Here is an 18,410-nt window from a genome sequence, read left to right as displayed (position 1 = left end):
GGTGGCCGGCCGCTTGCCAGCCACCCATTACGGTGCCTTCCGAGCCGCTTCAGTTACCGCGCTGGCGACGGACCCGCCAGGCCACGCCGAGCAGGCCGGCCAGCAGCATCGCGTAGCTTTCCGGTTCGGGCACCGCGGTCAGCACGAAGAGCTTCGAGTTCGGCGTGCCCGAGTCTTCGGCGACGAGGTAGATCACGCCTTTCTCATCGACGGTGACGCCCTCGATGGCCTGAGTCGTAATCCCGGAGAGATCGAAGCTGCTCAGTACCTGGCCGCTCCGGTTGATCTCGATCAGCTTGCGCGAATCGAGGCTGAGGATCAGCAGGTTGTCGGCTGCCGCCGTACCGATCAGCGAATCGACCGGCGACAGCGTCTGGACATCGGACAGGCTGGCTAGGCCGAGCTTGGCATCGGCATTGAACAAGGCTTGCAGCGACGATACGCCGCCGCCCGCCGCGAAGCTCAGGTTGCCGGCCAGCACGGCCTGCGGGTTGTCCTGCTTGACGGTGACGAAACTGCCGTTGCGCGGATCGTAGCTGATGCCTTCGGTGCCGACATTGCCGACGGTGCTGCCGAACGAAACCGACGTCGCGTTGGCCAGCGCGACGCTGCCACCAGCCTGATAGGTGAATTTGTAGGCATCCTGCAGGCGTTCTTCGGCGACCACCAGGACGCCGTTGCCGAGGTAGGTCAGGCCCTCGGCATCGTGGTTGGAACTGGCCGACGGCCAGTTGCTGAAGCTCATCGAACCGAGCGTCTGCCCGGTCCGCGAGATTTCGACGACGCCCGTCCCTTCGTCGCCGACGAAGAACAGCGTGCCGCGGTCGCGGGCGTAGGTCACCGCCGAAGCTTCCAGCCCCATGCCGCCCAGGGTGTCGAGCTTATAGCTGGCGGCCAGCTGGTAGCGCGAAAGATCGAGCGAATCGGCAGCCTGAGCGGCGGCACAAAATGCGGTCGCCACGGCCAGAATCAGGTGTTTGATGTTCATTTGAATAAGCTCCGAAGATCACTTGCTCTGGCGACGGGCAAGGCCGCCGATCATCAGCAGGCCGGCGGCGAACATCGCATAGCCGGACGGCTCGGGCACCGCGGCCAGGACGAACTGGCCGGGATTGCCGAGATCGCTGAGAGTAGACGCACGGGAACCGTAGCGGTCGCCGGCCTCGGCGAGAACCCAGCCGGTGGTCACGGTGCTCGATGCGAGTTCGGCCAGGGTGACGGGATTGCCGCTGGCATTCTGGGCCCGCACGGTACCGACAAAGGTCTGGTCGCTGTAGGTCAGGCGGTCGACCAGCTGTCCACCGGCGTTATAGAGATTGATCTCGTCGCTACGCCCCAGGTTGTTGCTATTGCCGCCGATCACCTTGACGCTGTCGGTCAGGCCCCAGGCTGCACGAAAGTCGCTAGCCTGTGCCTCGGTGAGGATCACCGATTGGCCGGCCGCGACCATGCCGAAAGCCGACAGGCTGACCGAGCCGGCCGCGCGCGAACTGTCGTCGAACGACCAGCCGGAGAAGTCCACCGCCGAATTGCCGAGGTTGGTGAATTCGATGCACTCGCCGGTGGCGTCGTTGCCGTTGTACATCCATTCGGTAATCTGGACATTGGGGGTGGCGGCGAATGCCACCAGCGGGCTGGCAATGAGCAGCGCCGCAACAACAGCGCGCGGGAACTTCGTCATGGGATTACTCCATAGGGGTTGGGGGTCGGAAGGGCCGGCCCCGCCCGCGAGCGTCAGCGATGCAGTCGTCTGGCGCGGCGTCGGCAGAGCACCTTTCGCTTTATACCGGCGGCGAATTGCATGCTTGTGACATCGCCCGTAGCAAAACCTGAGCCGATCGGCTCATCGGGGCGGCGGTGCGGCAGGCTTGTCCGACCGGGCAAGCGCTGCCGCAGACATTCCGGGAATGGCTCCCGGCCGAACTCAGGGCGCCAGCAGTTCGGCGCAATGGCCCGGCTGGGCGGGGGTCGCGCCGATGCTCTGGCCGCGCCCGATGCACTGATCGGGCGGCAGCGCCCTGCCCTGCTCGACATGGCCGACCAGCAGATCGAAAGCCCGCTGGGCGTGCGGCTGGATCAACTCCAGTTGCGGCAGGGTCAGCTTGTAGGTCTCGATGTGATTGCCGTTCTGCACCTCATAGAGCCGGTAGGCCGGCTGGCGTTCGGGGTGGTGGCGATGCCGATGCTCATCGCCATCGGCTTCCTGACGACTGGCCGCAGCAACCTTGCGGGCATAGGCCCGGGCGTGGTGGTCGATCGGCAGCAGCGCATCCATGGTCCCGGCCACGGTGATCAGCGGGCGTTGCAGGCGGCCACTGGTGGAAAAATCGGCGACGTTGTCGCCAACTTCGGAAACCGATTGCCGGGCGCTGTAATTGTAGTTTTCCGGGCCGCTGCCATAGGTGTCGTAGGCCGGATCGAGGCGCTTCTGCCACTGGCACAGCGTCACTTCCCAGAACGACGCGGAATTCATCGACCACAGCGACGTGGCACCGCTGCCGAGATCGGGCGGAAAACCGGCGGCCCGGATGTTCCGGGCGGCGAGACTAGTTGCATCCATGCCGCCATCGACATAGTCGGGGAAATTCAGCACCGCCGCCGGCAAATCGGTCAGCAGATTGGCGGCATTGGCATCGACGAAAGTGCCTTCCCAATCGACGCCGCCAGCGAACCATTCGGGGGCCGACTCGACCGCCCGGCGGACCTGGTAGCCGCCGTTGGACGTCCCGACCGCGTAGGTGTAGCGCGGTGCCCGGCCGTAATGGGCGGCAGCCCCCTGGTGGGCCAGTTTCGAGGCAAGCACCATGAAATCGCGCCAGCGGGTGAATTCCTGGCCCGGATCGTTATCGTAGAAATGCGCCCAGGTCGGCGAGGTCGGGTTAAGACGGCAGGCCAGCGGGTCGCTGCCATCGCTCAGCTTGAGATTGAGCACCCCCTTGTTCTGCGAGGCGTAGGCATAGCCTTTCTGGACGACATAATCGCTCCAGGCGAAATCGCCGTTGAACTCGCTGCGCGTACCGGACGCCCCGGCCACCACCAGACGGCCATTCCAGTTGGCCGGCAGGCGCAACAGGAAGCGGGCCTGGCCGGTCGGGTCGCTGGCGATCCGGGCGTTGAGTTGGAGGCCGGGCACCGGCCCCTTGATCGGCGTCCGGTTGGCCGGGTCCGGGGCAATCGTCGCCCGGTCGCTCTGCGGCGTGAAGGCGAAGGGCGGCAGGCCGGGTAGCGAATTGTTGGCCGGCGTCGTCGCCGGGTTGGCCGTGGTCAGATCGGCGCTGTCGACGCAGCTGACGTCGGCCAGCCGGTTGCCGAAAGCCTGAACCAGGTTGGCGCAGCGGTCGGCATGCGCCGCGCCGGCACCGAGCAGCATGATCAGCGCGCCGAGGCAGCGCACCGCGGGTAACGATAATGGGTTGGTTACGGACTTCATGGTTTGTCTCCTGTCGTTATTGTTTGCCCGGCCGGGGCGACCGGAGCATGCCGTCCCTGACCATAACGCCTTGCCAGCCCGACGGCATATCGATCATCGGCTCGAATTATTTCAATTCAAAGCAGAAAACATGAGCCGTTCGGCTCATCCGCGCCAGACCAGGCCGCCGGCCGGCGCCCGATTAGCGCTCGCTGCCAATGGCCAGGGTCTGCGTTTCCTGCAACGGCTGATAGCGGAAAATCATCTGCCCGCCAGCGATATCCTCGACGCTGTAGGTGCCGTTGATCACGTCGCCGACCTTGGCGATCAGGTGCTTGCCCTGATGATTGAGGAAGACGCGGGTTTCGCCGTCCTCGCTGAGCTTGCCGAGGTACTGGAAAGGTAGCGGCGGCGCCGTCGGTTTGGGTGGTGGCGGCGGCGGTGGCGCGACATACCAGCTCTTGTTGCGGAACGGGTCGATGACCTCGCCCTCCTCGCCCTTCCCGGCCGCCGGTTCGGGGAAGCTGAGCGGCGGCGCGGCCGTTTCGGCCAGTTTGTCGGGGCCGGCCGCCCGACGCGGCTGGCCGGCCGGGGCGGCGGTCTGGCGCTTGCCGGTGGCGGCCGGGGCCTCGTCCTCGGCCATGTAGGCGGCGGCGAGCGTGGCGAGCAGCAGGCCGCCGATAATCAGCCAGCGCTGTTTCGCCTTCATGCCGCTTTCCTCCGGCCGAACAGGACGAAACGCAGTTGCGCCTCGACCTCGGTGCTGGCGATGTTCTCGCGGCGCAGCGCGATGTCGTCCACGGCCAGATCGGGAAATTCGCTGCGTACCGCCTGCACGTAGCCGCGTATCTTCCGGTAATCGCCCTTGACCGGGAAATTCAGCACATAACGGTCGAACAGGCCGTCCTTGGCCGGCATCAGCCGGTAGTCGCCGCTCACGATAGTCAAACCCGCCGTGGCCGCCATCTCGAGCAGGCGCCCGAGTTCGGCATTGAGTTGGTCTTCGCCGGGAAAGCGGTCGAGCAAGCGTTGCCGGGTATCTTCCGGCGAGACCTGGACGCTCTGGCGCTCGATCGCGGCGCGCCGGGCGTTGCGTTCGAGGCTGGCCAGACGGTGCTCGCTGGCTTCGATGGCCGCTTCCTGGCCGGGCAACAGGAACAACTGTGCAAGCGCCGCCGCGCCGACCAGCAGCAAAGCGAGCACCGGCAGCACCGGCAGGTTGGCGGCGGCAAAGCGCAGGCGGGCCAGCAGGAGCTTCAGGAACCGGTCAGCCATGTCGCGGCAATCTCGAAAATGATGGGATGTTGCGGATCGTTCTGCTTGACCTGGTGCGACAGCAAGACCACCTGGGCCAGCGGGGCGCGGCGCAGTGCCTCGACGAAAGCCAGGGCCGCCGCCATGTCGCGTGCTTCGCCGGAGATCTGCACCGCTTTGCCGGCCGCGCTGGGACGGATGGCGAGCAGACTGACCTCCTCGCTGACCGCCTGGTCGATGCTGTGGTAGAGCCCTTCCCAGTCGATGCGGATGGCGGCGATTGCCTGACGCAGGGCCTTGCTTTCGTCGGCCGTGAAGACATTCTCCGGCCGACTGTCGCGGCGCCCAGCATCAAGTCGTTCGGCCCGCCGCTCGGCCTGCTGGAGGCGCGATTCGGCTGCCGTGAGCTGGTCGCGCAGCCCGCTGTATTCGAGCCAGACATCGGCCGCGAGCAGCGCACCGACGAGCAGCAGGACCACCGGCAGCAGACCGGGACGCCGCGGCTGAAAATCGAGTTCAATTTCACGCATGCGCATCACCACCAATAGCAGCGGGCCAGCTGGTCGTCTCCCAGCCCCCGGTGAGGATCGGCACGGCCACCTGGCGGCTGGCGATGAACAGTTTCTTGCCGGCCACTGCCCCTGGCGGGGCGGCGCTTTCCGCCGCCAGCAGGCCGGCCAGTTCGCCGGCCAGCAGCGCCGGATCGCCGGTACTGGCGCGATGGTTGCGCAGGCTGGCGATTTCGCCACCGCGCAGGCCGGCCAGGGTCAGCCATTCAGCGTCGAGGCAGGCGAACCAGCCATCGGCCAGTTGCCGGTGCCGGGCCGCCAGTTCGGCGATCAGCCGCGGTTGCAGCGTCGTCAGGCGGAGCTGCCGAGTCTTGGCGGCGGCACGCAGGCCGGCCAGCAGCTGGCGGTCGATACCGGCGGCCAGGCCATTCTTGCCAAAGGCCGGACGGTCGAGCGCAATCTCCAGCGTTTCCGCCTTGTCGCCCAGCGTGTTCTTGAGCAACGCCCGAGCCATGGCCAGCCGCGCCGCCCGGCCGGTGATGTTTTCGCTCCACGGCAACAGCGCGTAGCGGACAAAATGGTCGGCGACGACGATGCGCAGTGCGCTCCCCCGCCTGCCTTCCGCCTTGAGCAAGGCTTCGGCGGCGGCCAGTGCCGGCTGCCAGTCGGCTTCGCCGCTGGCCGGCGGCGCCACGTCGGCCGACTGACGGGTGGTCGTGCCGCGCCAGGGCTGCCGTTCGAGGACGACGCGTTGCGGGTGGATGAACAGGGTCAGGCGATCAAGCCACGAAAGTGACACGGTTGGCCTCCTCCAGGCTGGTCGCGCCGTCGCGCACGAGATCGAGGGCGCTTTCGCGCAGCGAGCGGGTGCCGCCGCGCCGGGCGGCTTCCTTGAGCTGGCGGATCGGCGCCCGGCTGATGATCAGTTCGCGGATTTCGTCGTTGAGGACGAGCAATTCGGCAATCGCCCGCCGACCACGGTAGCCGGTGCCGCGGCAGGTGCCGCAGCCGACCGCCTGCTGAAACTGCCAGCCGCTGCTGGCAGCCAGATCGATATCGGCGTCGCTCAAGGCTTCCGGGTTCGGCACCACCGGCTTCATGCAGGCCGTGCACAGCGTGCGGATCAGCCGTTGGGCGATAACGCCGTTGAGCGCGGAAACCAGGTTGTACGGATCGACCTCCATGTGCAGGAAGCGGCCGATCACGTCGAACACATTGTTGGCATGCACCGTGGTGAAGACCAGGTGGCCGGTCAGGGCAGCCTGGACGGCGATCTGCGCGGTTTCCGAATCGCGGATTTCGCCGACCATGATCTTGTCCGGGTCGTGGCGCAGGATGGAGCGCAGGCCGCGGGCGAAAGTCAGGCCTTTTTTCTCGTTGACCGGAATCTGCAGCACGCCGGACAGCTGATACTCGACCGGGTCTTCGATGGTGATGATCTTGTCCTCGCCGCGATTGATCTCGCTCAACGCAGCGTACAGCGTGGTCGTCTTGCCGCTGCCGGTCGGCCCGGTGACCAGCACCATGCCGTAAGGTTCGCTGGCCAGCCGACGGATGCGCGCCATGATGTCGGCGTCGAAACCCATCGCATCGAGGCGCAGGCCCTGCAAGTGGTCGGTCAGCGCCTGCTTGTCGAGAACCCGCAATACCGCGTCCTCGCCCCAGATGCTCGGCATGATCGAGACGCGGATGTCGATTTCGCGGCCCTGCCAGCTGACCTTGAAACGGCCGTCCTGCGGCACGCGGCGTTCGGAAATATCGAGATCGGAGAGCACCTTGACCCGCGAAATCATCTGTTCGGCGGTATCGCTGCCGTCGATCGAACCGGCGTAGTTGAGCACGCCGTCGATCCGGTACTTGATCGCCAGGCCGCGGCTGTGGGCCTCGATATGGATGTCGCTGGCCCCGGCTTTCAGGCCGTCATGCAGCGTCGAACGGAGCAGCCGGACGACCGGGCTGCCGTCTTCCGAAATGCGTTGCAGCGACAGGTCTTCCGCCACCGAACCGATGGCGATCTGGCCGCCTTCGCCGCCCAGGCTGCCATCCAGCGCCCGCACCCGGGATTCCTCGCGGGTCAGGTAGGCGCTCAGCACCGAAGCCGGTGCCAGGCGCCAGTGCAGTGGCCGGCCGAGCGACACTAGGCCTTCGAGCCAGTCGCGCAGCACCGTGTCGAACGGATTCGGCGTCGCCACCAGGTAGGCCTCGCCGATGTCGAGAACCAGCGCCTGCCGCCGGATGAATTCGGCAAAAGGCGCCAGATCCAGGGCCAGCGAATAGTCGGACAGTTCGGCCAGACTGATCGCCGACAGCCCGAAAGCCGCCGCCGTCAGTTCGCCGGCCGCTTCCTCGCTCTGCCCGAAATCGGCCTGCAAGCCGGCCATCACTCCCGCCAGCCCACCGCCGGCCGTGGCCAGCCGGCGGGCCTCGGCGAGCAGCGCATCGCGTTCGAAGCTGTCGATCAGCAGCCGTTCTTCGGTAGGTGAATTCATCGCCACGCCTATTGGAAATTGCCGGCCAGTTCGAAAATCGGCATGTACAGCAGCAACACGATGCCGCCGACAATGCCGCCGATGATCGTCATCAGCAGTGGCTCGAACAAACGGGTGAAGGTGTCGACGAAGCGGTTGATTTCCTCGTCGTAAAAGGTGGCGACGGCTTCCATCATGTCGCCGAGCTGGCCACTGCGCTCGCCAACGGCGATCATCCGCAGAGCCACCGGCGTGGTCAGCCCGCCGCCCTCGGCGGCCCGCGAAAACGGCCGGCCCTGCTCGATCTCGACGACCGCCCGCAGCAAGCCTTCGCGCAAGGCGGCCGGCAGGATGTCGGCAACCATGCCGAGCGTCGTCTTGAGCGGGATGCCGGCGCGCAGCAGCATGCCGGTGGTGCGGTAGAACCGCGCCAGATAGACCAGCCGGATGCGCTCGCCCATGCCCGGAAAGCGCCACGCCGCGCGGGCCGCAGCAGCCCGCACGGCGGGCAATCTGAACAGTGCGACGAGGCCGAGCACCGCCACCAGCGCAGCGATCGCCAGTTCGCCAGCGTGCTGGTTGATGAAGCCGCCCCAGGCGAAGAGCAGGCTGGAAACGCCTTGCGGGTCGCGGCCGCTGTCGGCGAAGACCAGGCTGAAGCGCGGCACGACATAGCCGAGCAGGAACAGCGTGACGATGCCGCCGACCGACATCAGCATCACCGGGTAGATGGCGGCGCTGACAATCTTCTTTTTCAGGTCGGCCAGCTTTTCATGGAAGACGATATAGCGTTGCAGTGCTTCCGGCATGTCGCCGGTCTGTTCGCTGGCCTTGACGGTGGCGACATAGAGATTCGGAAAGGCCTCCGGCTGGCGTTGCAAAGCCGCCGACAGCGACTGGCCTTCGCGCAGATCGGTCAGCAGGCGGCCGATCACCTCGGAAGTGATCGAACCCTGATCCTGGGCGGCCAGGGTATCGAGCCCTTCGACCACGGTCAGTCCGGCCTGGAGCAGCGCCAGCAACTGGCGGGTAAACAACGGCAGCGGAAACTTGCCGCGCCGCCCGCCGCCTTTTTGCTCGCCTAGTACGCGCAGCGAGACGACGAGGCCGCCCTGCAAGGCCGGCGCTGCCGCCACCGCTTCCGGCGAATCGGCAGCCACCCGGAGCAGCGAAACGCCCTGCCCGGGGAATACCGCGGTCACTTCGTAATCCATTGCGGCGCAACTCACCAGTTGGTGATGTCGGCAGCCTCGCCCTCACCACCGGGCTTGCCATCCTTGCCGTAGGAGAACAGGTCGAGTTCGCCATGTTCGCCCGGCTGGCGGTACTGGTAGGCATTGCCCCACGGGTCAGCCGGCACATCTTTTTTCAGGTACGGCCCCTGCCAGCGGTTCTCGCCGGCCGGACGCTTCATCAGCCCGGCCAGTGCCTGTTCGGTGGTCGGATAGTGGCCGACGTCGAGGCGATACTGGTCGAGCGCCTTTTCCAGCGCGTCGATCTGCGCCCGCGCCGCCTTGACCTCGGACTTGCCGATCTGCGAGAAGTATTTCGGCCCGACATAGCCGGCGAGCAGGCCGATGATGACCATCACGACGAGCAGTTCGAGCAGCGTGAACCCACGCTGGCGCAAGCCGGCAGCCGGGGAAAGACGCATGGTGAGGCGGGAGAACAGGTAGCGCAGCACGAGATCGCCAATAGTCGTTGAAAGTACCGGCCATGCTAGGTATCGCGCGTTACAGGAGAATGACGAACGAGAGATTGTTTGGCGCCGGGTCATGCCATGGTCAATCTGCTGTAACACGCGACGGGTAGGCTGCGCCGATGCCCCTGCGCCCCGCCCTGTTCTGTCTCGCCATCGTTGTTTCGGCCCCGGCCCTGGCGGCCGGCGGCATTTTCAGCTTCGTCGATGAAGACGGCGTCGAGCACCTCAGCAACATCCCCGACGACCGGCGTTACCGGCTGATCCTGGCCGACCGCTTCGAGCCGGCCCGTGCCGCCTTGCGCGCGCCACGCGGCGTGCTCGCCCTGCCCTTCGGCGAGCGGCCGTTTCACGATGCCGTGCTGCGCGCCAGCAGCGACACCGGCGTCGACGCCGCGCTGCTGCACGCGGTGATCACCGTCGAATCGGGCTACAACCGGGGTGCCGTGTCGCCCAAGGGGGCGACCGGGCTGATGCAATTACTGCCGGCGACGGCCAGCCGCTACGGCACGGTCAACCTGCTCGACCCCGGCGAAAATATCCGCGCCGGCGCCCGCTATCTGCGCGACCTGCTGGCCCTCTTCGACAACAATCTGGAATTGGCGCTGGCCGCCTACAACGCCGGCGAAGGCGCGGTCATTCGCTACGGCCGGCGCCTGCCGCCCTACGCAGAGACGCGGCGCTACGTGCCGCTGGTCGTAGCCCATTACCAGCGGCTGGGCGGGCGCTGAATTAATCAGAAGTTCAGGCGGGCATTGACGCTGAGGATGTTGGTACTGAAATCGAAATTGTCCCGGCTCGATTTCCGGCTGTCGCGCTGAATGCTGGTCGTCACCGTGGCCCAGCGGGCCGGCAGCCAGTCGATCCCGAGGCGGATCGACTGCAGCGTGTCGCGCCGCTCGGCCAGACCGGCGATCAACTCGCCGTCGAAGCGCCGGCGCTGCCAGTCGTAGTTCAGGCGCATCACCGTCCGGGCGCTGATCTGCCAGGTCGGCTGCAGGTTCACCCCGTCACCCAGGTAATAGCTGCTGGCGTAATCCTGATAGGCCGCCACTTCGCGGCGCAGCGAGCTGTTCAGCGCAAGTTTGCCGGTCGGTTGCCAGCTATAGTCGAGCCGCCCGACGTAAACATCGTAGTCGCGCTGGCTGAAGTGCTGGTGCTCGCGCGCCTGCTTGGCGAGCTTGGCGGAGAGCGTGGATTTTCCGGTAAACGGCACGAACAGCCGCGCCTCGGTCTCGATCTGCCGGAAGTCGGTGTCGTGTTGCGGGTTGAACGGCGCCCGCAGCATGGCGAAGCTGACCAGTTGCTGATCGATGTATTCGCCGTCGCCTTCGCGACGCAGCAGTTGCAGGTAGCTGCCGGCCGGCCAGAGGTATTTGGCTCCCGCCTCCCAGGTATTCAGCACGAAACCGCTTTGCTGGCTGAACGTCTGGCTGTTGCTCTGCTCGGTATTGGTCAGGCCGCCGAGCAAGCGCCAGCCGCCGCGCACCTGCCATTCGGCACCGAGATGATTGACGTCGGTCTGCCGGACGTTCTTGCGCCGCTCCGGGGTGCTTTCGGTGTAATCGACAAAACTGTTCTGGGCCTCGGTCCGGCTGGCCGACAGAACACCGGTCAGGCGATGCGACAGCGCCCAGTTCCAGGCGCCGTTATAGTTCTTCGCCTGATAGTCGAGGTAGTCGTTCTTGCGGTAACGGTAGTCGATCAAGCTCGCATCGAACGAAAAGCGCTGCTGGGCGAAAGGTTTGCTCAGCGCCAGGGTCAGCGAGGTGGTCTGCACCGTATCGCTCTGCTCATTGGCGGCCTGGCGAAACAGGTTGCTGTCCTGCTGCGCGCCAGCGGCGACGTAGATATTGAAGGTATCGTCGGGATCGGCGAAGACCGGCGAGACGAGTGAAACGGCCAGCGTGCTGGCAACGAACAGACGATCAAGAATCGGCACGAGAAAAAATCCAGTCAGAAACCGGCCGGCAGAGCGCCGGCGCGGCAGGCAGCGGCGGGAGCGTCAAGCCTTTTCCGAAACGATGGAAAAGCGATATCCCATGCCGCGTACCGTTTGCACCATGCCGTCCAGCGCGTAGTTTTCGAGAATGCTGCGCAGGCGCCGGATGTGCACATCGACCGTCCGTTCCTCGATATGCGAGCGGCCGCCCCAGACCGAGTCGAGCAACTGGCTGCGGCTGTGCACCCGCTCGGCATGGGTCATCAAGAAGTGCAGCAGGCGGAATTCGGTCGGGCCAAGGCAGATCGGATCGTTGCCGGCCAGCGCCTGCCTGGTATGCGGCTGCAGGCTGAGACCGCCGAGGGCCACCGCCCCTTCGGCCATCTGCGGATCGCGCCGGCGCAGTACGGCCTTGACCCGGGCGACCAGCTCGCGCGGCGAAAACGGCTTGGTGACGTAGTCGTCGGCGCCGGCCTCGAGCGCCGAAATTTTGTCCACCTCGTCGGAACGCGCCGTCAGCATGATCACCGAGATATCCCGGTAGCGACTGTCCGCCCGGATATGGCGGATCAACTGATAGCCCGACATGCCGGGCAACATCCAGTCCACCAGCATGACCTCGGGCGGGGAGGCGATCAGCATCTGCCAGGCAGTTTCGGCATCCTCCGTCGCCATCACCTTGAACCCGGCGTGCACGAGGTTTACGACAATCAATTCATTGATCGCCGGTTGGTCTTCAACTACCAGAATTCTCGCTGACATCACTTGCCCATTTACGAACTTTTACGACTTCTCAGGATATTCGCTGCAGATTACGGGAATATGATGCTCAGATTGCCGACGGCATTCCGCTACCAGAAATACCAGGCGCCGGTCGCCAATACCCACAGGCCAAGCCCGGCGTTGGTCACGACATGGGCGAGAATCGCCGGCCACAGATTGCCGCTGCGCCGGTACAGCCAGCCATAGGCCAGGCCGGCCACGATACCGGCCGCCCACTGGCTATGCTCGAAGCCGAAGACCACGCTGGAGATGAGCAAGGCGGAAATTCCCACCCTGGCCGGGGCCACCGCGGCGAAGTCGGTAGCGACCAGCCAGCGCATCACCAGCGAGCGCCAGAACAGCTCCTCCATCACCGGCACGACCAGCGCCGAACCGGCCAGCCGCATCACGGCCAGCGGCCAGTCGAGCCTGCCGTCCGGCTGACGGGGATCGAAGCCGGACCCGGATTGGCCGATCACGAAAATGCCGGCATCGAGCATCAGCCAGGCGACCAGCACGGCCAGCCCGACCCCCAACGCCTGCAGGCATTCGCCAATCCCCGGAAAACCGGCCCCGAGTTCGCCATAACGCCGCCAGAACAGCGCCAGCCAGCCGGCCACGACAATCGACCGCCAACCATAGAGCCAGCGGGTATCGAAGACATTGACCAACTGCCGGGCCAGCCAGGGCTCGAGCGCCAGCAGGCCGATGAAGACGGCAAAAGGGATGAGCCGGATCAGCAGGGCCGACGAGAAAAGACCGCCAGGCCGGACGCCCCGGGCGGTCACAAACCGGCGCGCTGGCTATCCAGCTTGTCGCGCAGATCCTCGACGGCATTCTCGATCTCGACCCGTTTCAGGCCGGTCAAGGGTTCACGCTGGAAGGCGCTATCGAAGCAGGATTTCTTCTCGTAAAGACTGAGCACCTCGCCACTCACCTTGTGCATTTCCCGGTTGCGTTCGATGGCCACGGCAAGTTGCTGCTTTTCGCTAGCCAACGCCGCCTGCAGGCGCTTGCCTTCGGCTTCGGCGAGGCGTTGCTGCTCCTGGGTCCGGCGCAACTCGGCCTCGCTTTCGGCGAGTTTGCCGGCCACGGCGTCGCGTGCCGTGCGTAATGCACTCAGCTCTTTTGCCAGACCGGCCGCACGTCGCGTCTCAGCCTCGGCCTTTTTCCGGGCTTCGCCGAGCTCAGCTTCGACCGCCGCCTTCTCTTCGCCCAGTTTCGCCTTTTCCTGCTCCAGCTGGCGCTGCGCCTGCTGCAAGCGGCGCACCTGCTCCTTGCTCCGGTCCACGTTTTTCTCGGCAGCAAAGGCCGGCGCGGTCAGCATGACTGCCGCCAGAACGGTCGCGGCGAGCAGCACGGAAAGCAACGGTGATTTAGAAACGCACATTGACGTCAGCCTGCAGGAGATCCACCGCAAAGCGATGGGAAGGATTGAGCGAGAAGGATTCGATCGACTCGGCCGACATCCAGCGCAGGCTGAGCCAGGCATTCTGATCGACCCCGTAGGTCATGCCGAGCTGGTAGCCCTTCAGGTTGGTGCCGCCCAGCCCGAAATCGGAGTCGGTGAAGGCATCGACCGTTGCATCGGAGCCGAGATAACGATAGGCGAAGGATGCCTGCCAGTCGTGCCGCTTCTCCAGCTTCGGCATGCCAACGGTGAGCTTGTACATGTAGCCGTAGTTTTTGCCATCGGCCAGACGGATCTGAGTACGACGCTCGATTTCGCCACGATCGAAGGCGATGTTCTTGACGTAGTCGGTGGTCAGCACGACATGCACCGGGTCGAAATGGGCCAGATCGAGCGAAGCCGTCAGGTTGACCGGGCGGAACTTGGAAGCGAGGCCCCAGACCGAGGCCGAGGTGTTATCGGAAATGGCATTGGTACGAAACAGAGTATTGCCCTTCTGACGCAAGCCGGAACCGTATTCGTACTGGCCATAAGCCGCGTTTCCGAGCAGGAACTTGTTGTCATCCTCGACCCGCCCTTCCAGGTTGTCGTAGTCATACAGGGCAGCCCCGACGGTCAGGCGGGAATTGGGCATGAACTGCCACTTGGCGCCAACCTGGGCGCCATTGACCCAGCGGTTGTTTCGGGTTGGGGGACCTTCTTCGCGCAGGGGAAAAACCCCGACGGTCACGAAGGGGCGGAAATCGCCATCGGCGAAACTCGGCTTGAAGGTCGCGGCAAAGCCCTCGAAATTGATGTCCTCATCCCAGACCAGATCGGTCGAGAACCACGGATTGGCGATGCGACCGCCGGAAATCGACAGCCACTCGGCGGGTTCGTACTTGATATAAGCGCGATCGACCAGCAACTGGTACTTGTTGAAATCCTGGCCCATCGTCTGATTGGTCGACACGCGATCCGTCGTGTTGCCGGTGGCCAGCCGAACGCCGGCACTCCAGTCGTCGGAAACCCTGGCCAGCACGCCGAGGCGGGCCCGGACGCGGAAGCGCTCGCGATCATCTCGGGTGTTGCCGGTCGGCGCCGTGTTGCTGGCAGTCAGAAAGCCCGCAGAGCGCGTCACTTCCTTACCGGTCGGGTTGCTGCCAATGGCGGCGACGATGTAGTCGAGCGGCTCGGTATTGCTCTTATCGAACGCTTCCGTCTGATAGCGCACCCGCATGTCTCCTTCCAACTTGATCCGATCAAGCCAGGACGGCACGGCATTGGGTTCGGCCCAGCGCTCGTTCTTGGCCTGGGCCAGCACTTCCTGCTTCAGTTGCTCACGGATTTCGTTCTTCACCGTTTCCGGCACGTACTGAACGCGCACCGGGGCGCCGGCCTTCGGCGCCTGTTTCGCCGCCGACCGCGCCGCCTTGGCCTGGGCGGCCTTGATCACGGCGTCGGCTTTTTCGCGGCTGAAGATGCCCTGCTCAACCAGCGCATCGATCAGGTTCAAGGTCGTTTCGCGCAGCGCTTCGAGCGATTCGCGGTCATCGGCCTGGGCCGGTGTGCCGGCCACCAGCATGCTTACCAGAACGCCGGCCATGGCCTTGTGCAAAGGCTTTAGATTGAATTTCATCGATTTCTCACTGGATTGCTTCATAACAATTATTTACGTTGGGTCGGGCGGCAGCCCGACCTACGGAGAGCCGCGGGCGGTGACGCGGATACGGATCGGTTGCGGCATGTTTTCCGGCGGCGCATCGCGCATCGCCCCGACTTGCAGCAAGGTTTCCTTGAGCAGTTCATCGAGCGCGGCACTACCCGTGCTCTGCGCGAGATCGGCTTTCTCGACCGAACCGTCGCGGCGCAGCCAGACGCGCAGCGTGACGCGATAGTCGGATTCCTTCAGCTTGCGGTTGCGGTTCAGTTGTTCCTGCAAATGGCGTTGCAGACGGCCGGCATAGATGCCCTGCTGCGCCCCGCCACCGATATTGCCGCCGACGTAATCGCGGCCGACCGAACCGGCGCCGAAGGCGCTCGGACCGTCACCGGCCGCCCCTTCCATCTTGAGCGGTTCGTTCTGGGCCGGCGGCGCCTGTTCCTTCGGCTGCTCGACCTTGACTTCCTTCTTGTCGTCCTTCGGCGGTTCCGGTTTCTTTTCTTCCTTGGGTGGCGGCGGCGGTGGCGGCGGCTTGTCCGGCAGCAAGGTGACGACTGGCGGCTTGCGCGCCTTGCCGGATTTGCCGCCCATCAGGCTCATGACGCCCCAGACGGCCAGGCCAATCAGGGCGAGGCCGAGCAGTCCAAGGACAAGGAGGGTCAGCCAGCGACGCGGCCTTGATTTCGGGTTGGCCATGATCTTCAGTTGCCGATTCTGGCGGTGACAAGGCCGACCGAGCCGATGCCCATGGCGCCGGTCAGGTCGAGCACTTCGACGACGCGGGCGTAGTTCACCGCCGGGTCGCCCTTGAGCACGACGGACGCCTTCGGATCGCGCGCCATCGTGGCCTTGAGCTGGACTTCCAGCTCGCGCACGGTGACGCCGGCACCATTCAGATGCAGCGAGCCGTCGGGCCGGATCTGGATGACCTTGATCTCGTGCTTTTCGGTACTCGGCTTGTTCGACGGCTTGGGCAGGTTGATCGACATGCCCGATACCGAGGCCGTCGTCATCAGAATAAAGATGACCAGCAGCACATAGGCGAGGTCAAGCATCGGCGTCACGTTGATGCTGTCGTAGGGTTTGGTTTCGCTCTGGACGTGCATCGCCTTACCTCGTCGCCCGCGTCGTCGCCAGGCCGAGGTCGGTGATGCCGTTGCGCTTGAGCAACTCCATCACTTCCATCACCTTGGCGTACTGCGCCCGACCATCGCCCTTGATGACGATGGACAGCGCCGGGTTGGCCGCCAGATATTGCGCCAGGCGCACATCAAGCTGCTCCATGGTGACCGGGTAGGCATCGAGAAAGACGTCGCCGTTCTGCGCCACCGTCACCGCCTTGGTGCCCGGCTTGGCCAGGCTGGAACTGGCCACCGACTTGGGCAGATCGACCTTGACGCCCTGCACCGAGGCAGTCGTCATGATGATGAAGATGACCAGCAGCACATAGGCGAGGTCGAGCATCGGTGTGACGTTGATCTCGTCATAGGGCTGGTTGTCTTCCTGAACGTGCATGCGACTCGCCTGCGCTTAGACGGAGTAAAGCTCGGCCGACTTGGTCAGGAACTCGTCGGCGAACACCTGGGTGTCGGCCGAGACGTTCTTGATCTTGATCGCCAGCCAGTTGTAGCCGAACAGCGCCGGAATCGCCACGGCCAGACCGGCCACCGTCGCCACCAGCGCGGCGGCGATACCCGGCGCGATGGAGTTCACATTGACGTCGCCGGCTGCGGCAATCGCCGCGAAGGTAATCATCACGCCGACCACGGTGCCGAGCAGGCCGAGGAAGGGGCCGCCGGAAATGGCGATGGTCAGCAGCACGATCTGGCTGTTCAGGCGCTGGTTCTCGCGCACCATCGCGGCATCCATCGCCGCCCGGATGGAATTGAGCGCGGCGCCCGACAGGCTGATTTCCGTGCCGCTCTGGGCCTGGGTTTCAAAGCGGTGGCGCATTTCCTGGATGCCGATCTTGTACAGGCGATAGATCGTCGAATGGACCATCGCATCGTCTTCGGAGATCGCCTTGGTCTCCATCGAATCCGGCCGCAGCAGCTTGCGCGGGTTGTCGCGGAAATTGCTGAGGAAAGCGTTGTTGGCCTTGTCGGCCCGGCCGAGAAACAGCGTCTTGCCGATCATCACCGCGACGCTGACCACCGCCATCACAGCCAGAATGCCGATGACGATCCAGCCGTCCAGCGTCAGGGCGCCGAGCAGGATGCCGATGTAGGAAGCGCTTTCGCCCGCCGCCTCTTCCTCGGCACCGAGCATCGGACTATCCGATTGCTGGCTGCCATGCAGGGCCTTGATGTAATCGGCCGAACGCGAGGTGGCAGCCAGCGTGACCTCATCCAGCTCGCCGCGAAAACCGCTGCCGATCCGGATATCGCCGCCGCTGTCGGCAACGACAACGTCGGCTGTGCCGGCCTCAGCGCCTTCGATGTAGAAGGTCAGCCGGCCGCCGATCAGGGTCATCGCCACGTGTTGCCAGGCATCGGCCAGTACGGTGGCTTTCGCGGCGAATTCCTTGCCGTTGACCAGGGCCACCAGCTTGCCGCCCTTGATGGCCAGCGCCAGACTCTTGCCCGCTTCGCCCTGCTCGAACAAAGTGCCGGAAAGATCGGCGGCCGGCTTGATCCAGGCAGTAAAGGTCAGACCATTGGGAGTCACCAGTTTCAGCGATGGCGAAGCCGGAACGATCAGCCCGCCGCTGCCGTCCAGACTGAGCGCATCGCCGAGCGGACCGGCCACGGCCTTGGCCGTGAAATCACGCGGGTGGTTGCCATTGCCCGTCGCATCGCGCACCGGGCCGTTGTCGGAAAAATGCAGCACCAGACTCTGCGCGGCATCGTAGCTGCCCGGCGCATCGCTGGCGGCAGCGGCCTTTTCGTTGCCCCAATAGAGCGTCAGCGCATCGGCCTTGGCCGAGGACGGCGTCAGCTTGGGCTGTTGCACCCAGATCACCGCCAGCTCGTTGGTCGCATCGTATTTTTCAATATGGAAGTGCAATGGCGTCTTGCCGTCACCGGCCGTCACCCGCAGATCGCTACCGTCCGGCTTGGCCTCGGCAAAAGCGAAGTTGCCGGTATGCAGGCGTAGCGCCAGCGGCAACTGGGCGGCGCCCTGCTTCAGCTCCACCCCATCGGCGGTGGTGTTGATCACCGTCTTCTGCTTGTACTGCCAGTCATCCGGGTTGAAGCCGTCGGCCGCGTGCGCAGTCAGGGCAAGCAGACTTGCCGAAACGACCATCCAGTTTGCAATGTTTCTCATCATGTCGATCTGTGTTGGGTTATTGGAGTGTAGAAATCTGTCATTGC

The 18,410-nt window shown here is 64.9% G+C and carries 20 protein-coding genes; 1 reads left to right on the top strand and 19 read right to left on the bottom strand.

Annotation, left to right across the window (positions count from 1 at the left end):
* Positions 1–49: 49 nt before the first annotated feature.
* The 10 genes from KI611_RS09605 to gspG form a co-directional block, all read right to left on the bottom strand.
* A complete protein-coding gene (locus KI611_RS09605; protein ID WP_226419595.1) occupies positions 50–988 on the bottom strand; it encodes an SdiA-regulated domain-containing protein in 939 nt (312 codons plus the stop codon).
* Positions 989–1,006: 18 nt separating this feature from the next.
* On the bottom strand, positions 1,007–1,681 hold the full coding sequence (locus KI611_RS09600; protein ID WP_226419594.1) for a lamin tail domain-containing protein: 675 nt from the start codon (positions 1,679–1,681) through the stop codon (positions 1,007–1,009).
* A gap of 243 nt (positions 1,682–1,924) precedes the next feature.
* On the bottom strand, positions 1,925–3,430 hold the full coding sequence (locus tag KI611_RS09595) for a 3-hydroxybutyrate oligomer hydrolase family protein (RefSeq protein WP_226419593.1): 1,506 nt from the start codon (positions 3,428–3,430) through the stop codon (positions 1,925–1,927).
* A 181-nt stretch (positions 3,431–3,611) separates the two neighbouring features.
* Entirely contained in the window at positions 3,612–4,118 is a 507-nt protein-coding gene (locus KI611_RS09590; RefSeq protein WP_226419592.1) for a hypothetical protein, read from the bottom strand.
* Positions 4,115–4,684 (bottom strand): hypothetical protein, encoded by a 570-nt coding sequence (locus tag KI611_RS09585; protein ID WP_226419591.1) that lies wholly within the window; start codon positions 4,682–4,684, stop codon positions 4,115–4,117. The genes KI611_RS09590 and KI611_RS09585 overlap by 4 nt, the downstream gene beginning before the upstream one ends.
* Entirely contained in the window at positions 4,666–5,193 is a 528-nt protein-coding gene (locus KI611_RS09580; RefSeq protein WP_226419590.1) for a hypothetical protein, read from the bottom strand. Before KI611_RS09580 ends, KI611_RS09585 begins: the two co-directional genes overlap by 19 nt.
* On the bottom strand, positions 5,186–5,971 hold the full coding sequence (locus KI611_RS09575) for a hypothetical protein (RefSeq protein WP_226419589.1): 786 nt from the start codon (positions 5,969–5,971) through the stop codon (positions 5,186–5,188). Before KI611_RS09575 ends, KI611_RS09580 begins: the two co-directional genes overlap by 8 nt.
* The gene (locus tag KI611_RS09570) at positions 5,952–7,661 is read right to left on the bottom strand and encodes a GspE/PulE family protein (RefSeq protein WP_226419588.1); all 1,710 of its coding nucleotides are present in this window, start codon (positions 7,659–7,661) and stop codon (positions 5,952–5,954) included. Before KI611_RS09570 ends, KI611_RS09575 begins: the two co-directional genes overlap by 20 nt.
* Before the next feature lie 8 nt (positions 7,662–7,669).
* Positions 7,670–8,842 (bottom strand): type II secretion system F family protein, encoded by a 1,173-nt coding sequence (locus tag KI611_RS09565; protein WP_226419587.1) that lies wholly within the window; start codon positions 8,840–8,842, stop codon positions 7,670–7,672.
* A gap of 23 nt (positions 8,843–8,865) precedes the next feature.
* Positions 8,866–9,294, bottom strand: a complete 429-nt coding sequence (gene gspG / locus KI611_RS09560) for a type II secretion system major pseudopilin GspG (protein ID WP_226419894.1) — start codon at positions 9,292–9,294, stop codon at positions 8,866–8,868.
* A 167-nt stretch (positions 9,295–9,461) separates the two neighbouring features.
* Here gspG and KI611_RS09555 point away from each other — a divergent pair, with 167 nt between their 5' ends.
* Complete coding sequence (locus KI611_RS09555) at positions 9,462–10,070, top strand: lytic transglycosylase domain-containing protein (protein ID WP_226419586.1); 609 nt, start codon at positions 9,462–9,464, stop codon at positions 10,068–10,070.
* Positions 10,071–10,075: 5 nt separating this feature from the next.
* Here the strand turns inward: KI611_RS09555 and epsL are convergent, their stop codons facing one another.
* The 9 genes from epsL to KI611_RS09510 all read right to left on the bottom strand — a co-directional run bounded on the left by epsL (position 10,076) and on the right by KI611_RS09510 (position 18,366).
* Positions 10,076–11,281: an XrtB/PEP-CTERM-associated polysaccharide biosynthesis outer membrane protein EpsL gene (gene epsL, locus KI611_RS09550; RefSeq protein WP_226419585.1), complete on the bottom strand. Its 1,206-nt coding sequence runs from the start codon at positions 11,279–11,281 to the stop codon at positions 10,076–10,078.
* A 63-nt stretch (positions 11,282–11,344) separates the two neighbouring features.
* On the bottom strand, positions 11,345–12,043 hold the full coding sequence (gene phoB, locus KI611_RS09545; RefSeq protein ID WP_226419584.1) for a phosphate regulon transcriptional regulator PhoB: 699 nt from the start codon (positions 12,041–12,043) through the stop codon (positions 11,345–11,347).
* Between the two features lie 89 nt (positions 12,044–12,132).
* On the bottom strand, positions 12,133–12,831 hold the full coding sequence (locus tag KI611_RS09540; RefSeq protein ID WP_226419583.1) for a CAAX prenyl protease-related protein: 699 nt from the start codon (positions 12,829–12,831) through the stop codon (positions 12,133–12,135).
* Positions 12,828–13,433, bottom strand: coding sequence for a hypothetical protein (locus tag KI611_RS09535; RefSeq protein WP_226419582.1), 606 nt, complete (start codon positions 13,431–13,433; stop codon positions 12,828–12,830). The genes KI611_RS09540 and KI611_RS09535 overlap by 4 nt, the downstream gene beginning before the upstream one ends.
* A complete protein-coding gene (locus tag KI611_RS09530) occupies positions 13,420–15,072 on the bottom strand; it encodes a putative porin (RefSeq protein ID WP_226419581.1) in 1,653 nt (550 codons plus the stop codon). The genes KI611_RS09535 and KI611_RS09530 overlap by 14 nt, the downstream gene beginning before the upstream one ends.
* Before the next feature lie 60 nt (positions 15,073–15,132).
* Complete coding sequence (locus KI611_RS09525; protein ID WP_226419580.1) at positions 15,133–15,792, bottom strand: energy transducer TonB; 660 nt, start codon at positions 15,790–15,792, stop codon at positions 15,133–15,135.
* Between the two features lie 5 nt (positions 15,793–15,797).
* The gene (locus tag KI611_RS09520; RefSeq protein ID WP_226419579.1) at positions 15,798–16,202 is read right to left on the bottom strand and encodes an ExbD/TolR family protein; all 405 of its coding nucleotides are present in this window, start codon (positions 16,200–16,202) and stop codon (positions 15,798–15,800) included.
* Positions 16,203–16,206: 4 nt separating this feature from the next.
* Positions 16,207–16,611 (bottom strand): ExbD/TolR family protein, encoded by a 405-nt coding sequence (locus tag KI611_RS09515; RefSeq protein ID WP_226419578.1) that lies wholly within the window; start codon positions 16,609–16,611, stop codon positions 16,207–16,209.
* Positions 16,612–16,626: 15 nt separating this feature from the next.
* Positions 16,627–18,366, bottom strand: coding sequence for a DUF2341 domain-containing protein (locus KI611_RS09510; protein ID WP_226419577.1), 1,740 nt, complete (start codon positions 18,364–18,366; stop codon positions 16,627–16,629).
* Between the last annotated feature and the right edge of the window lie 44 nt (positions 18,367–18,410).

Origin of the sequence: Dechloromonas denitrificans (genome assembly GCF_020510685.1) — a bacterium.
GTDB classification, from domain to species: Bacteria; Pseudomonadota; Gammaproteobacteria; order Burkholderiales; family Rhodocyclaceae; genus Azonexus; species Azonexus denitrificans_A.
Note: the sequence above shows the minus strand (reverse complement) of the source record. Positions and strands in the feature narration are given on the sequence as shown.